The following is a 13,940-nucleotide window of genomic DNA, read 5'->3' as shown; positions in this document are numbered from 1 at the left end:
CCCTATAATGGCCGCCTGATTCGCATTCCAGTACAGGTATCCCAGATGAAACGTCCAAGTGGTCGCGCCGCCGATCAGCTTCGCTCGATCCGCATCACCCGCAACTACACCAAACACGCCGAGGGGTCGGTACTGGTCGAGTTCGGTGACACCAAGGTCATCTGCACGGTCAGCGTCGAGAACGGCGTTCCGCGTTTCCTCAAAGGTCAGGGCCAAGGCTGGCTGACTGCCGAGTACGGCATGCTGCCGCGCTCGACCGGCGAGCGGAACCAGCGCGAGGCCAGTCGTGGCAAGCAGGGTGGTCGCACCCTGGAGATCCAGCGCCTGATCGGCCGCTCCCTGCGCGCCGCGCTGGACATGAGCAAGCTCGGCGATATCACGCTCTACGTCGATTGCGACGTCATCCAGGCCGATGGCGGTACCCGCACGGCGTCGATCACCGGTGCCATGGTCGCCCTGTGCGACGCGCTGGCGGTGATCAAGAAGCGCGGCGGCCTCAAGGGCGGCAACCCGCTCAAGCACATGATCGCGGCTGTCTCGGTAGGCATGTACCAGGGTGAGGCGGTGCTGGACCTGGACTACCTGGAAGATTCCGCCGCCGAGACCGACCTCAATGTGGTCATGACCAGCGCTGGCGGTTTCATCGAAGTGCAGGGCACTGCCGAAGGTGCGCCGTTCCAGCCTGAAGACTTCAATGCCATGCTGGCACTGGCCCAGAAGGGCATGACCGAGATCTTCGATCTGCAGACTGCCGCACTGGCCGACTGAGCGCTTCCCTAGAGGACCATCGATCCATGAATGAGCCAAATCCACCGATCGGAACCGTCAGCGCCGAAGCCCGGCAATGGGCGATGTTCTGTCACTTCAGTGCGTTTCTCGGGCTGGTGATGCCGTTGGGACATCTGCTCGGGCCGTTGGTGATGTGGCTCTGGAAGCGCGAAGCGGACCCCTTCGTCGATGCCCAAGGCAAGGAGGCGCTGAATTTCCAGATCACCGTCACCCTGGCCGGGTTCATCTGCTTCCTGCTGATGTTCGTGGTGATCGGTATCGTGCTGTTCGCCATCCTCGCGGTGGCGACGCTGATTCTGATCATTCTGGCCGGCGTTCGCGCGAACGAAGGCAAAGCCTATCGCTACCCGTTCATCTGGCGTCCGATCAAGTAACCGCTACGTTCAAGGCAGCTGCAAACCGCCGGCTGCCTTGTGCAACGCCCTCAGATGTTCGCCGATCTGCTTGACGTTGGTCTCGATAGCGGCAATTTCCTTGGCCCTCGCGGGCTCCAGCAGTGCTCTCACTTCTTTGTCCAGATCGGTGCTCAGGCGCAGCAATTGCGCCTGACGCTCGCTGCTGACTTTCTCGAGATGCGCGCGCTCTTGCGGTTGCGGCAGACCATAGCCCTGCGACTCCAGCAATTCGGCCGGCCGGCTGAGGAAGCCGCTGTTGGCGAGCATCTGCTGCAGAGTCGCATTGGCTTTGTCGATGCTGCCGTCCTTTAATGCAGCCGCGTTCAGATAACGCTGCTTGACCTCATCCTGTGCCAACAGCAGTTGGCGACGCAGGCTGGCCTGCTCCAGCAGTAGCAGGGCCGCGCTGGTGCGCAGATTGGCCTGGGCGAACCAGGGCCGACGCTGTTCGGCGTCCTGTGCAAGCCAGTCCTCCACAGCGGTCTGCTGGATCGGGAGCTGTTTTCTCAACACCTCGAACATCGCCTGGTAGCGGTCTCGATAGGAGTCGAACCGATAGCCCAGGCGCAAGGCTTCGCGCGGATCGTCGAGCACGTGGGTATCGGCCAGGCCGCGGCCCTTGAGCACTTCCAGCAAGCCGTTGGGCATGATCGAATCGAGGTCGCTCAAGCGTGGATCGGCGGTGCCGCTGCGCATCAGCTTGAGGGTTTCCACCGCACAGTTGTTGGACAGGAAGTAGTAGTTGCCGTCATAGCTCCAGTGCATTTCCGCTGCCTGGCGCACCAGGTCCTCGATCTGCTGACGATCAAGCTTGAGCGGCACTGACGACAGGCTGCGCAGTTCGGTCTTGGTGTATTCGTCGATGACCTGGCCCAGCGGCAACACGAACAGCCGCGAGGGGTAGGCGCCGATCAGGCCGTCCCAGCTGGACAGTTGCACATCGTTGACGAAGGCACGGTAGGAAAGCACCAGGTGGCGGTCCAGGTCCAGGCGGCAGTCCGGACCGCGTGGCCGACCTGGGGCGCAGATCACCAGCCGCAGCATGCTGTGCCCCCAGCGGCTCACCCAGTTCTGGTTGGCTTCGGCGAGCAGGTAGTCGACCTGGTAGACGCGCTCGGGATCGATATCGCCCAGCGGCTCGCGGGCGAAGTCGCTGCCGGCATTCAGGAAGGGCAGGCCCTGGGCGCAGGTGTCTTGCGCCGGTGCCCAGGCGAAATGCTCGCGCAGGTATTGGTTCAGCGCCGGCCGGCGACAGCCGTAGCTCGGGTCGAGGAGGAAGTACTCCATGTTGACCGCGATGAATTCCTTGGGGCTGCTCAACTCGTAGGCGTCGGGCGTGCGCACCAACTGGCCGTTGTGCTGTTCGCGCTCGCCGCGACGGCCTACATATTGTGGCCAGCCGGCCAGATCGAGCAAGCGTGGATCGTCGCTGAGGGTGAAGCGGCGCCCGGTCTCGCCACGGCATTGCTGCGGCAGGCCGATATCGCCGAGCGTCGTGTACTGCCGCTTGCAGCGGGCGATGCGTGAGCGCTCGGCACCTTGCCATAGACGTGCGCGGTCATAGATGTGGGTCAGCTCGTGGAGCACGGTGGCGAGCAGTTCTTCGCGAACCGTGCCATGGGGGCGCTGGGTCTTTTCAGTGGCGGCGCTGCCGTCGACCAGACCAGGCAGCAAGCGGCGATTGAGTTCCAGGCTGGCTACGGGCGACGCCTGCCCGTAGGCATCGGCCGGCATGCGGTCGCTCCAGCTGACGGCAATTCGCCGATTCAGGCGCTGCTTGAAGGTCGGCGGCAGCTTGGACAGGGCCTCGTCGAGCAAGGCCTGGGACGCCTGCCGTTGGTGAGCGTCGAGACCGTGAGTCTGCAAGTCCAGTCGCAGGTCCGCCAGGGCGGGCGTGCCGAGCAGCGTCAGGGCGCAGCCGAGCAGCCAGGCACGCGTGCGCTTCACAGCGAGAGGATGGCTTCGGCCAGAACCTGATCGCTGGCGTCGCGTGCCTCGGGCACACGGTCGCGCAGGGTGTCGAAGGCCGCCTCGAGCTGAGCGCCGCGGATATCGCCGTTGCTGGCGACGAAGCTGGCCGCATCGTCACGGGCTTCGCGCACGACCTTGGAGTCGCGGATCGAGGTGGTGGTGTCGGAGGTGAAGTCGATCGAGCGGCCAAAGGCACGCACGATGATGTTGCTGGTGGCCACCAGGGTCTGTGCCTGGGCCAGGTCGGCCAGCAGCAGCATGCCGAGGGTAGCGGCGATCAGCGGTTTACGCATGGAGCATCTCCGAAGAATACGAGGAGTCAGGGGTGATCATTGGACGAGAATTGCCTCTGCCAGTTCAAGGTCGTCGTGATTGCCAAGCCAATGATGGCGGCGCAGTTCGACTAGCGCAGCCTGGAGACGGGCGCTGCGTATCTGTCCGCCACTGGCGACGAACGTGGCGGCGTCATCGCGGGCCATGCCCACGATCTTGCGATCGAACGGCGCGGTGGTCACTTGGGTGGTGACGTAGCCGGTCATGATTGGAAACTGAGTGGTGACGTCCATGGCGTGGACGCTTCCCACACTGGCGAAGGCAAGCAGCAGGGTTATCAGGTAACGCATGGGCTTAACGTTCTGTCGGCTGGCGAGGCTTGCAGTGCAGTCGGTGTGTAACGCCGACTGCGCGAACCTGAAGGCGTAATCAATAGGCCAGGATGGCCTGGGCCAATTGTGCATCGCTCGCTTGCAGCGTCGGCACCTGCTCGCGGATGTGGGCAAAGGCGCTTTCCAGCTTGGCGCCGCGAATGGCGCCCTGACTGCCGACGAAACTGGCGGCGTCGTCGCGTGCGGCTTCGACAATTTTCTTGTCACGCAGCGACGAACTGGCGTCAGAGGTGGCGTCGGTGGACGCTGCGACCCCGCGAACAACGGTATCGGTGGTGACCACGAAGCTGCTGGCCTCGGCGGCGCTGGTCAGGGCCAGCAGCAGGGCGGCGCCGAACAGGGATTTACGGGACATGGATGGTGCTCCTGCGAAGGGACGGTTCTGGTTACTCGGACGCTTGCGGGACCGCACAGGATACCTGTGGGCACACTGACACGCGCGGACACGCTAACAGGCGGGTGACGCAAGCGTACCACGGGGCTTTGTTTCAGGATGTTAAGGGAAGGTCGCTTCAAACTGTTTCGGCTATTTCGAATTTCATTCGAACTGTACCTGTCCAGCACGGTTTTGCCATTCCCAATAAAAAACCCGTCACAGTTGCCTGTGACGGGTTTTCAAGAATGCAGTGCCGATTAGTGCCGGCACGCCAGCGCTTAGCGCCAGAAAGGTTTGCTCAGCTCTTGGTAGCGCTGCGATTCGCTGATACCCGCATCAGCGAGCAGGCGTGCATCCAGGCGAGCGAGTTGACGACGACTGGCGATGCGGCGTTGCCACAGCAGCAGGGTCGAAACGACGCGCAGTGGCGCCGAGGCTTTGGATTCAGTGTTGTTGTCGAAAACCAGACCGGAACTGAGGGTACGTTCCATGATGTGTCATCCTTCCGCTTATGGCGGGACTAGATAGTGATTTAACTGGTGCCCATGATCCTCTCGTCTTGTCCAGTACAGTAGATACAGTTCAACAGTATTGCGTGGGCTCAGTTAACTGTTTGTGGGCACTGTTGCACTCGAATTTGGCGCAACTGTACCGGTGCGCGCCATTATGGTGCAAATTTTAGGGGCTTGAGCATTTTGGATGACTGTGGGCGGGGGTTATTGCAATACAGTAGTACAGTTTTATTCGTATGACCTGGGCCAACTGTTTTATGCCGGCCACCGCGGAGTGCGTCCGCAATGACCGTCGCTAGAAAGCGTTCTGATCACCCTGCCAGCATCCGCCCGTTCTCTTCCAGGTTTTCGTGCCAGCTCAGCGCCTCGCGCAGAATGTGCGGCGTATGCCCACCGCGCGCGCAGGCCCGTTCGAAGTAGTCGTTCAGCGCCGCGCGGTAGTCAGGGTGCACGCAATTGTCGATGATGACCCGGGCGCGCTCGCGCGGTGCCAGGCCGCGCAGGTCGGCAAGCCCTTGTTCGGTGACCAGGATGTCGACGTCATGCTCGGTATGATCGACATGGCTGACCATCGGTACCACGCTGGAGATCGCCCCGCCTTTGGCGATCGACTTGGTGACGAACACCGACAGATGCGCGTTACGGGCGAAGTCACCGGAGCCGCCGATGCCATTCATCATCCGCGTGCCGCAGACATGGGTGGAGTTGACGTTGCCGTAGATGTCGAACTCCAGCGCCGTGTTGATACCGATGATGCCCAGGCGACGGACCACTTCGGGGTGGTTGGAAATTTCCTGAGGACGCAGCACGAGCTTGTCTTTGTAGCGTTCCAGGTTGCCGAACACGTCGGCGTTGCGCCGGCTCGACAGGGTGATCGAGCTGCCCGAGGCGAAGCGCAGTTTGCCTGCGTCTATCAGCTCGAAGGTCGAGTCCTGCAGCACTTCGGAGTACATGGTCAGGTCTTCGAACGGCGATTCGATCAGCCCGCACATCACTGCGTTGGCAATGCTGCCGATGCCAGCCTGCAATGGGCCGAGGCTGTTGCTCATGCGCCCGGCGGCCACCTCGCGCTTCAGGAAGTCGATCAGGTGATTGGCGATGCCCTGGGTCTCGTGATCCGGCGGCAACACGGTGGAGGGCGAGTCGGGCTGGTCGCTGATGACGATGCCGACGATCTTCGCCGGATCGATCGGGATAGCGGTGCTGCCGATGCGGTCATCGACCTTGACCAGCGGGATCGGCGTGCGGGTTGGACGATAGGTAGGAATATAGATGTCGTGCAAGCCTTCGAGATTGGGGTTGTGCGACAGGTTGATCTCGATGATGACGTGCTTGGCGAAGATCGCGAAGCTGGCCGAGTTGCCCACCGAGGTGGTCGGCACGATGTGACCTTGTTCAGTGATCGCGACGGCTTCGATGACCGCGATGTCCGGTAGCGTCAGTTGCTTGTTACGCAACTGCTCCACGGTTTCGGACAGGTGCTGGTCGATGAACATCACCTGGCCGTCGTTGATCGCCTTGCGCAACGTGCTGTCGACCTGGAACGGCATGCGCCGGGCCAGCACGCCGGCCTCGGTCAGTTGCTTGTCCAGGTCGTTGCCCAGGCTGGCGCCGGTCATCAGGCTGATCTTCAGTGGCGATTTTTTCGCCCGTTCGGCCAGTGCGTGGGGCACGGCCTTGGCTTCGCCGGCGCGGGTGAAGCCGCTCATGCCGACGGTCATGCCGTCCTCGATCAGGCCAGCGGCATCGGCCGCACTCATTACCTTGCTGTGCAGGGAGGACAAGCGGATACGATCACGGTACATGGGGTGTCATCTCGGGCTACTTGGCTACTGCAGCGCAGTCTAGTGATTTCGCCCGGGGCCGTCCCGCGACCATGGTCGTATGAGAAGCCCGGTCGTAGAGCCGTTGATCTGGATCAGCAAAACGACAAGGCCCCAGGAAAGATCTTCCTGGGGCCTTCTTCATGTCGCTCGGTTCAGCAGGAAAAGTGCTACTCCACGGCCTTGACCATGTCTTCGATGACCTTCTTCGCGTCACCGAACACCATCATGGTCTTGTCCAGGTAGAACAATTCGTTGTCGAGCCCGGCATAGCCGCTGGCCATGGAGCGCTTGTTGACGATGATGGTCTTGGCCTTGAAGGCCTCGAGAATCGGCATGCCGGCGATTGGCGACTTGGGATCGTTCTTCGCCGCCGGGTTGACCACGTCGTTGGCGCCAAGCACCAGCACCACGTCGGCTTGTCCGAACTCGGCGTTGATGTCTTCCATTTCGAAGACCTGGTCATAGGGGACTTCTGCCTCGGCCAGGAGCACGTTCATATGGCCAGGCATGCGCCCCGCCACCGGGTGGATGGCGTACTTCACGGTCACGCCGTTGTGCGTCAGCTTCTCCGTCAGTTCCTTCAGCGCATGCTGCGCGCGCGCTACCGCCAGGCCGTAGCCGGGGACGATGATCACGCTGTCGGCGTTGCTCAACAGGAAGGTCGCGTCATCGGCCGAGCCGGATTTCACCGGGCGCTGTTCCTGAGTGCCCGCCGAGGCGCCAGCACCGGCATCGCCACCGAAGCCACCGAGAATGACATTGAAGAACGAGCGGTTCATGGCCTTGCACATGATGTACGACAGAATCGCACCGCTGGAGCCGACCAGGGAGCCGGCGATGATCAGCATCGAGTTGTTCAGCGAGAAGCCGATACCCGCCGCCGCCCAGCCCGAGTAACTGTTGAGCATCGAAACCACCACCGGCATGTCGGCGCCGCCGATGGGGATGATGATCAGCACGCCCATGATGAAGGCCAGCACCAGCATCAGGGTGAATGCGCTGTAATGGCCGGTGAAGGTGAACAGCAGGCCCAGGGCCAGTGTGGTGATACCCAGGATCAGGTTCAGCTTGTGCTGGCCTGCGAACTGGACCGGAGCGCCTTGGAAAAGGCGGAACTTGTACTTGCCCGACAGCTTGCCAAAGGCGATGACCGAGCCGGAGAAGGTGATAGCGCCGATGGCGGTGCCGAGGAACAGTTCGAGCCGGTTGCCGGTCGGGATCGGATCGCTGATGAGCGCGACGATGCCCAGCGACTGCGGTTCCAGCACTGCAGCGATCGCGATGAAGACCGCAGCCAGGCCGATCATGCTGTGCATGAAGGCGACCAGTTCGGGCATCTTGGTCATTTCCACGCGCTTGGCCATGATCGCGCCCGCGCTGCCGCCAATCAGCAGACCAACGAGCACGTAGCCGATGCCTGCCGTGGCGCCGCCGTTGCCCACCGAGAGCGCGGCCAGCTTGTAGATCAGGCCGATGGTGGTCAGCGTGGCGATCGCCATGCCGATCATGCCGAACAGGTTGCCGCGTCGCGACGTGGTCGGGTGGGACAGGCCTTTGAGCGCCTGGATGAAACAGATCGAAGCGACCAGATAAAGGAGGGTGACCAGATTCATGCTCATGGTTGCTTCTGCCCCGCGTTCTTGGTTTTCTTCTTGAACATTTCCAGCATGCGGCGAGTGACCAGGAAGCCGCCGAACACATTGACCGCAGCCAATGCCACGGCCAGTGTGCCCATCACTTTGCCGGCTGGCGTCACGGTCAGGGCGGCTGCGAGCATGGCGCCGACGATGACGATCGCGGAAATGGCGTTGGTCACGGCCATCAGTGGCGTGTGCAGCGCGGGAGTGACATTCCAGACCACGTGATAGCCGACATAGATCGCCAGCACGAAGATGATCAGGTTGTAGATGCCGTGGGAAATCAGCATGTCTTCCATAGTCGTATTCCTCAGCCGTTCTTGCGCACGATCTGGCCGTCGCGGCACATCAGGCACGCGGCGACGATGTCGTCTTCGAGGTTGATCGCCAGAGCGCCGTCCTTGTCGAACAGCAGCTTCATGAAATCCAGCAGGTTGCGTGCGTACAGCGCCGAGGCGTCGGCCGCCAGCTGTGCGGGGAGGTTGGTCGGACCTACGAGGGTCACGCCATGCGCCATCACCACCTGGTCGGCCACGGTGAGGGGCAGTTGCCACCTTGGGCTGCGGCCAGGTCGATGACCACCGAGCCAGGCTTCATCTGCGCAACGGTTTCTGCGCTCAGCAGCGTCGGTGCCTTGCGTCCTGGAATCAGTGCCGTGGTGATGATGATGTCGGCCTGCTTGGCGCGTTCGTGGACCGCCTGTGCCTGACGCTGCATCCAACTGGCCGGCATGGGGCGGGCATAGCCACCGACGCCTTCGGCGCACTCGCGTTCTTCATCGGTCTCGTAGGGGACGTCGATGAATTTCGCACCCAGCGACTCGATCTGCTCCTTGACTGCCGGACGTACGTCCGAGGCTTCGATCACCGCACCTAGGCGCTTGGCTGTTGCGATGGCCTGTAGCCCGGCGACACCAGCGCCCAGGATCAGTACACGGGCAGCCTTCACCGTACCGGCGGCGGTCATCAGCATGGGCATGAAGCGCGGGTAGTGGTGAGCGGCAAGCAGCACGGCCTTGTAGCCGGCGATGTTGGCTTGTGACGACAGCACGTCCAGGCTCTGGGCCCGCGACGTGCGGGGTGCCGCTTCTAGGGCAAAGGCCGTGATGCCGCGATCGGCCATCTTGGCGATCAAATCATTGTTGAAGGGGTTGAGCATGCCCGCCAGAACGCTACCTGGGTCGATCTGGCCTAATTCTTGGTCGTTGGGGGCCACCACCTTCAGCACCAACTGTGCGCCCAGTGCGTCGGCGGCCTCGCCCAGGGTGGCGCCTGCGGCTTCATAGGCTGTATCCGGAATGCTGGCCTTGAGCCCGGCCCCACGTTCGACGGTGATCCGATGGCCTTGGCCAACCAGTTTCTTGATGGTTTCCGGGGTCGCAGCGACCCTCGTCTCACCCGTCTGCGTCTCGAGAGGAACACCAATGTGCACGACTTTTTCTCCTGCGGTGACCTTTGTCATTGTTGATTTCCAGCCCACTTCGGGTGGTGCGGCTGGAGCGGTCGTTGAGCATGCATACCGCCGGTTCCAGGGCGGGCGAGGCATTTTGCAGAGGAACCGAAACGGCATCAACCAGTTCTGGAGCGAAACGAAGTTAAAACTACAAGTCACACTGTGACCATGTGTCGCAATGCATGGGCTTCGACGCGTCTAGAATGGGACATTCGCATCATAGATGAGGAAAACGAGATTTTTTCCTGTGTTTCGCTCACAGATTGGTGAATGTCGTAAATGTCACCTCTAGCTCACGCTGTGCGGGGCGTTCAGAGATTTCGTCGAAGTCATAAGATTGTTTATGGATAGGCGACATATCCATACATCTGTAGGTTTATTTGACTAGGAACTACAGCACAGGCGGGCTACATGAGACGGGTGTAGGCGTGCGCTTGACCTATCAGCCAATCGCGGAAAGCACGAAGCGAAGCCGACTCGATCTTGCGCTCTGGAATCATCAGATGGTAGGCCTTGTCGCTGGTCAGCACATGCCTGTTTGCGACCACCAGGCGTCCTTCCTCCAGCTCGCGTTGGATGAGGAAAGGGGGAATCAATGCAATGCCCATCTGGTGCATGGCCGCCTGGGCCAACATTGAGAACAGTTCATAGCGCGGCCCGGTCATGTCCCGCTCAACGGTCATGCCGAGGCTGGTGAACCACTGTCGCCACGCGTAGGGGCGAGTGGTCTGCTGCAGCAAGGGTAGCTGTGCGATTTCTCCCGGCTCGATGCAGTCTTGCTTTTCGAGCCAGTGCGGACAGCACACCGGCACAGGGTTCTCGCCCATCAACCGGTGCGATTGGGTGCCAGACCAGTCGGCATCGCCGAAGTAGATGGCCGCATCAAAAGGTGTGTCGGCGAACAGGAAGGGCCGAGTACGGTTGGTCAGGTTGACCGTCACCTGCGGATGACGTTGCTGGAAATCCTTGAGTCGTGGCAGCAGCCATTGAGTGCCGAAGGTAGGCACCACGGCCAGTTCGATGACACTGGCGCCTTGCTGGCGCATCACCGACAGTGTGTCGCGCTCCACCGCATCGAGCTGCGCTGCCACCTGGCGGCTATAGGAAAGGCCGGCCTCGCTCAGCTTGACTCCGCGTTGCGAGCGTCGAAACAGCTCTACGTTGAGGAAGCTTTCCAGGCTGGCGATCTGTCGGCACACGGCGCCCTGGGTCAGTGCCAGCTCCTGTGCGGCCTTGGTGAAGCTCTCGTGGCGGGCTGCAGCTTCGAAGCAGACCAACGCGGCGGTGCTAGGGATCTTCCGGCGCATGTACGTCAATCTCACTCATCAAGGGTCGCTCAGGCGATTCTGTGCTCTCTTGGAGTGAGAAAACAACACAGGTAGGTGCGCAATCCTCGTTTGTCGTGCTGCCAATTCGGACCTAGGATCAATGCCAGCCCTATTCATCGGACATCTGCAGAGGACTCATCACATGGCCGGTAAAGCAAGCTTCAACTGGATCGATCCGCTGCTGCTGGATCAGCAGCTCACCGAAGAAGAACGCATGGTGCGCGACAGCGCCTACCAGTTCGCCCAGGACAAGCTGGCGCCGCGTGTGGTCGAGGCCTTTCGTCATGAGCGTACCGATGCAGCGATTTTCCGCGAGATGGGCGAGGTCGGTCTGCTGGGCGCAACCATCCCGGTGGAGTATGGCGGCAGTGGCCTGAACTACGTGTGCTATGGATTGATCGCTCGCGAGGTGGAGCGCATCGACTCCGGCTACCGCTCGATGATGAGCGTGCAGTCTTCCTTGGTGATGGTGCCCATCGATACCTTTGGCAGCGAGGCGCAGAAGCAGAAATATCTGCCGAAGCTGGCCAGCGGCGAATGGATCGGTTGCTTCGGTCTGACCGAGCCCAACCATGGTTCCGATCCTGGAGCGATGATCACTCGCGCGCGTAAGGTCGAGGGTGGCTACAGCCTGACTGGCAGCAAGATGTGGATCACCAACAGCCCCATTGCCGACGTATTCGTGGTTTGGGCCAAGGATGATGCCGGTGATATTCGTGGCTTCATTCTGGAAAAAGGCTGGAAAGGCCTGAGCGCGCCGGCCATTCACGGCAAGGTGGGCCTGCGTGCTTCGATCACTGGCGAGATCGTCATGGACAGTGTGTTTGTGCCGGAGGAGAACATCTTCCCTGACGTGCGTGGTCTCAAGGGGCCGTTTACGTGTCTGAATTCAGCGCGATACGGCATCTCGTGGGGAGCACTGGGCGCGGCGGAAGCCTGCTGGCACACCGCGCGCCAGTACACGCTCGATCGCCAGCAGTTCGGCCGCCCGCTGGCGGCCAATCAGTTGATCCAGAAGAAGCTCGCCGACATGCAGACTGAAATCACCCTGGGCCTGCAGGGCTGTCTGCGTCTGGGGCGGATGAAGGATGAGGGCACGGCCGCGGTGGAAATCACCTCGATCATGAAGCGCAATTCCTGCGGCAAGGCGCTGGAAATCGCCCGTCTGGCCCGCGACATGCTTGGCGGTAATGGTATTTCCGACGAGTTCGGTGTGGCCCGGCATCTGGTCAACCTCGAAGTGGTCAACACCTATGAAGGTACCCATGACATTCATGCGCTGATCCTCGGGCGTGCCCAGACTGGCATCCAGGCGTTCTATTAATAGAAGGAGCAGGCCATGGGAGCGCTTTCTCACCTGCGGGTGTTGGATCTGTCTCGGGTGCTCGCCGGACCTTGGTGTGGGCAGATTCTTGCCGACTTGGGCGCGGATGTGATCAAGGTCGAGCGTCCCGGCAGTGGCGACGATACACGCGCCTGGGGGCCGCCCTTCCTCAAGGATGCGCAGGGCGAGAGTACCAGTGAAGCTGCTTATTACCTGTCTGCTAATCGCAACAAGCGCTCGGTCACGATTGATTTCACCCAGCCCGAGGGTCAGCGCCTGGTACGTGAACTGGCGGCCAAGTCCGATATCGTCATCGAAAACTTCAAGGTGGGCGGTCTGGCCAGCTATGGGCTGGATTATCACAGCCTGAAGACGGTCAACCCCCACCTTATCTATTGTTCGATCACAGGCTTTGGCCAGACCGGTCCGTATGCCAAAAGAGCGGGCTACGATTTCATGATTCAGGGACTGGGCGGGTTGATGAGCCTGACCGGGCGCCATGAGGGCGAGGAAGGCGCGGGACCGATAAAAGTCGGGGTGGCGCTGACGGATATCCTGACGGGCTTGTATTCCACGGTTGCGATTCTGGCTGCGCTTGGCCATCGCGACCAGGCGGGCGAAGGCCAGCATATCGATATGGCGTTGCTGGATGTGCAAGTGGCGTGTCTGGCGAATCAGGCGATGAACTACCTGACCACCGGCGTTGCACCGAAGCGGCTGGGTAACGCGCACCCCAACATCGTTCCCTACCAGGACTTTCCCACTGCAGACGGCGATTTCATTCTTACCGTGGGGAACGATGGGCAGTTCCGCAAGTTCGCTGAGGTGGCGGGTCAGCCCCAGTGGGCGGACGACCCGCGGTTTGCCACGAACACGCTGCGGGTAGCGCATCGGGCGGAGCTCATCCCACTGATCCGTCAGGTGACGGTGTTCAAGACTACGGCGCAATGGGTTGGCCTTCTGGAGCAGGCGGGTGTGCCGTGCGGACCGATCAACGACCTGGCGCAGATGTTCCAGGATCCGCAGGTGCTGGCCCGTGGGCTGGCGCTGGATGTGCCGCATGCGTTGGCGGGCAGTGTGCCGCAGGTGGCGAGTCCTATCCGGCTGTCGCGTACACCGGTGGAGTACCGTCACGCGCCGCCCTTGCTGGGTGAGCATACTCAGGCGGTACTCGAAGAGGTGCTGGGGCTGGAGGCGAGTGTCGTGCAAGGGTTGAGGGATGCCGGCGTGGTGTAGGTGGGGTGGTAGACCTCTCTATAAATGAGCGGGGCGGCCGACAGGCCGCCCCGCTTTGTTTCAACTATTTGAAGTTATTTGAAATTAAGCCTTGACCGCTGTTCAGATCCCCTTATAATGCGCCCCACTTCCGCAGCAAACGGAACGCGAAACTCCTTGAGAATCAACGAGTTAATCGAGTTCGGTGCGGTGCGAAGGGCTTCGATCCTCGGGTTGAAAGCGGTGAAAAAGGCAGTTGACAGCATCGAATGGTGCTGTATGATTCGCCTCCCGCTACGAGAGATCGCAGCGAGTCAAGTGTTTGAAGCTAAACGAGTTTCTCGGAAAGAACTTCAAAATAAACGCTTGACACGAAGTAAGGCTGCTGTAGAATGCGCGGCCTCGGTTGAGACGAAGCGCTCTTAGCCAAACGCTCTTTAACAAATCGAA

13 protein-coding genes and 1 pseudogene are annotated in these 13,940 nt (G+C 61.2%); 4 read left to right on the top strand and 10 right to left on the bottom strand.

Translation table 11 applies throughout. The features are described from left to right. The first annotated feature begins 45 nt into the window (after nucleotides 1–45). Together rph and GKC70_RS23075 are read left to right on the top strand one after the other, a co-directional pair. Nucleotides 46–768, top strand: coding sequence for a ribonuclease PH (gene rph / locus GKC70_RS23080; RefSeq protein ID WP_029612290.1), 723 nt, complete (start codon nucleotides 46–48; stop codon nucleotides 766–768). A 26-nt stretch (nucleotides 769–794) separates the two neighbouring features. Continuing rightward, the gene (locus tag GKC70_RS23075; protein WP_342650034.1) at nucleotides 795–1,163 is read left to right on the top strand and encodes a DUF4870 domain-containing protein; all 369 of its coding nucleotides are present in this window, start codon (nucleotides 795–797) and stop codon (nucleotides 1,161–1,163) included. A 9-nt stretch (nucleotides 1,164–1,172) separates the two neighbouring features. On the opposite strand, the gene GKC70_RS23070 is transcribed toward GKC70_RS23075, so the two are convergent. The 10 genes and pseudogenes from GKC70_RS23070 to GKC70_RS23025 form a co-directional block, all read right to left on the bottom strand. Continuing rightward, nucleotides 1,173–3,131, bottom strand: a complete 1,959-nt coding sequence (locus GKC70_RS23070) for a DUF4105 domain-containing protein (protein ID WP_342650033.1) — start codon at nucleotides 3,129–3,131, stop codon at nucleotides 1,173–1,175. Next, nucleotides 3,128–3,448 carry a DUF2388 domain-containing protein gene (locus GKC70_RS23065; RefSeq protein WP_029612292.1) on the bottom strand — a complete coding sequence of 107 codons (321 nt, stop codon included), beginning with the start codon at nucleotides 3,446–3,448 and terminating at the stop codon, nucleotides 3,128–3,130. The genes GKC70_RS23070 and GKC70_RS23065 overlap by 4 nt, the downstream gene beginning before the upstream one ends. A gap of 36 nt (nucleotides 3,449–3,484) precedes the next feature. After that, complete coding sequence (locus tag GKC70_RS23060; RefSeq protein WP_029612293.1) at nucleotides 3,485–3,778, bottom strand: DUF2388 domain-containing protein; 294 nt, start codon at nucleotides 3,776–3,778, stop codon at nucleotides 3,485–3,487. A gap of 79 nt (nucleotides 3,779–3,857) precedes the next feature. Further along, nucleotides 3,858–4,175, bottom strand: coding sequence for a DUF2388 domain-containing protein (locus GKC70_RS23055; RefSeq protein WP_342650032.1), 318 nt, complete (start codon nucleotides 4,173–4,175; stop codon nucleotides 3,858–3,860). A 299-nt stretch (nucleotides 4,176–4,474) separates the two neighbouring features. Further along, nucleotides 4,475–4,687, bottom strand: a complete 213-nt coding sequence (locus GKC70_RS23050) for a DUF1127 domain-containing protein (protein ID WP_029612296.1) — start codon at nucleotides 4,685–4,687, stop codon at nucleotides 4,475–4,477. Between the two features lie 332 nt (nucleotides 4,688–5,019). Next, nucleotides 5,020–6,513: an acetyl-CoA hydrolase/transferase family protein gene (locus GKC70_RS23045; protein ID WP_039582460.1), complete on the bottom strand. Its 1,494-nt coding sequence runs from the start codon at nucleotides 6,511–6,513 to the stop codon at nucleotides 5,020–5,022. A gap of 188 nt (nucleotides 6,514–6,701) precedes the next feature. Beyond that, a complete protein-coding gene (locus GKC70_RS23040; RefSeq protein ID WP_342650031.1) occupies nucleotides 6,702–8,153 on the bottom strand; it encodes an NAD(P)(+) transhydrogenase (Re/Si-specific) subunit beta in 1,452 nt (483 codons plus the stop codon). Next, on the bottom strand, nucleotides 8,150–8,470 hold the full coding sequence (locus GKC70_RS23035; protein ID WP_039582464.1) for an NAD(P) transhydrogenase subunit alpha: 321 nt from the start codon (nucleotides 8,468–8,470) through the stop codon (nucleotides 8,150–8,152). Before GKC70_RS23035 ends, GKC70_RS23040 begins: the two co-directional genes overlap by 4 nt. 11 nt (nucleotides 8,471–8,481) lie before the next feature. Further along, nucleotides 8,482–9,602 (bottom strand): annotated as a pseudogene (locus GKC70_RS23030) (Re/Si-specific NAD(P)(+) transhydrogenase subunit alpha). Between the two features lie 428 nt (nucleotides 9,603–10,030). Next, entirely contained in the window at nucleotides 10,031–10,930 is a 900-nt protein-coding gene (locus tag GKC70_RS23025) for a LysR family transcriptional regulator (RefSeq protein ID WP_342650030.1), read from the bottom strand. Between the two features lie 163 nt (nucleotides 10,931–11,093). Here GKC70_RS23025 and GKC70_RS23020 point away from each other — a divergent pair, with 163 nt between their 5' ends. Together GKC70_RS23020 and GKC70_RS23015 are read left to right on the top strand one after the other, a co-directional pair. Then, nucleotides 11,094–12,275 carry an acyl-CoA dehydrogenase gene (locus GKC70_RS23020; protein WP_342650029.1) on the top strand — a complete coding sequence of 394 codons (1,182 nt, stop codon included), beginning with the start codon at nucleotides 11,094–11,096 and terminating at the stop codon, nucleotides 12,273–12,275. Between the two features lie 15 nt (nucleotides 12,276–12,290). Continuing rightward, complete coding sequence (locus tag GKC70_RS23015) at nucleotides 12,291–13,511, top strand: CaiB/BaiF CoA-transferase family protein (protein ID WP_342650028.1); 1,221 nt, start codon at nucleotides 12,291–12,293, stop codon at nucleotides 13,509–13,511. The last annotated feature ends 429 nt before the right edge of the window (nucleotides 13,512–13,940 follow it).

The organism is Pseudomonas sp. REB1044, assembly GCF_038813925.1.
GTDB lineage: Bacteria > Pseudomonadota > Gammaproteobacteria > Pseudomonadales > Pseudomonadaceae > Aquipseudomonas > Aquipseudomonas boreofloridensis.
The sequence above is the reverse complement of the archived record's forward strand: the minus strand, read 5'-3'. Positions and strand labels throughout refer to the sequence as shown.

Coding starts and splice junctions, on each gene's coding strand:
- rph (WP_029612290.1), top strand. CDS start 46: ATGAAACGTCCAAGTGGTCGCGCCGCCGATCAGCTTCGCTCGATCCGC.
- GKC70_RS23075 (WP_342650034.1), top strand. CDS start 795: ATGAATGAGCCAAATCCACCGATCGGAACCGTCAGCGCCGAAGCCCGG.
- GKC70_RS23065 (WP_029612292.1), bottom strand. CDS start 3,448: ATGCGTAAACCGCTGATCGCCGCTACCCTCGGCATGCTGCTGCTGGCC.
- GKC70_RS23060 (WP_029612293.1), bottom strand. CDS start 3,778: ATGCGTTACCTGATAACCCTGCTGCTTGCCTTCGCCAGTGTGGGAAGC.
- GKC70_RS23055 (WP_342650032.1), bottom strand. CDS start 4,175: ATGTCCCGTAAATCCCTGTTCGGCGCCGCCCTGCTGCTGGCCCTGACC.
- GKC70_RS23050 (WP_029612296.1), bottom strand. CDS start 4,687: ATGGAACGTACCCTCAGTTCCGGTCTGGTTTTCGACAACAACACTGAA.
- GKC70_RS23045 (WP_039582460.1), bottom strand. CDS start 6,513: ATGTACCGTGATCGTATCCGCTTGTCCTCCCTGCACAGCAAGGTAATG.
- GKC70_RS23040 (WP_342650031.1), bottom strand. CDS start 8,153: ATGAGCATGAATCTGGTCACCCTCCTTTATCTGGTCGCTTCGATCTGT.
- GKC70_RS23035 (WP_039582464.1), bottom strand. CDS start 8,470: ATGGAAGACATGCTGATTTCCCACGGCATCTACAACCTGATCATCTTC.
- GKC70_RS23025 (WP_342650030.1), bottom strand. CDS start 10,930: ATGCGCCGGAAGATCCCTAGCACCGCCGCGTTGGTCTGCTTCGAAGCT.
- GKC70_RS23020 (WP_342650029.1), top strand. CDS start 11,094: ATGGCCGGTAAAGCAAGCTTCAACTGGATCGATCCGCTGCTGCTGGAT.
- GKC70_RS23015 (WP_342650028.1), top strand. CDS start 12,291: ATGGGAGCGCTTTCTCACCTGCGGGTGTTGGATCTGTCTCGGGTGCTC.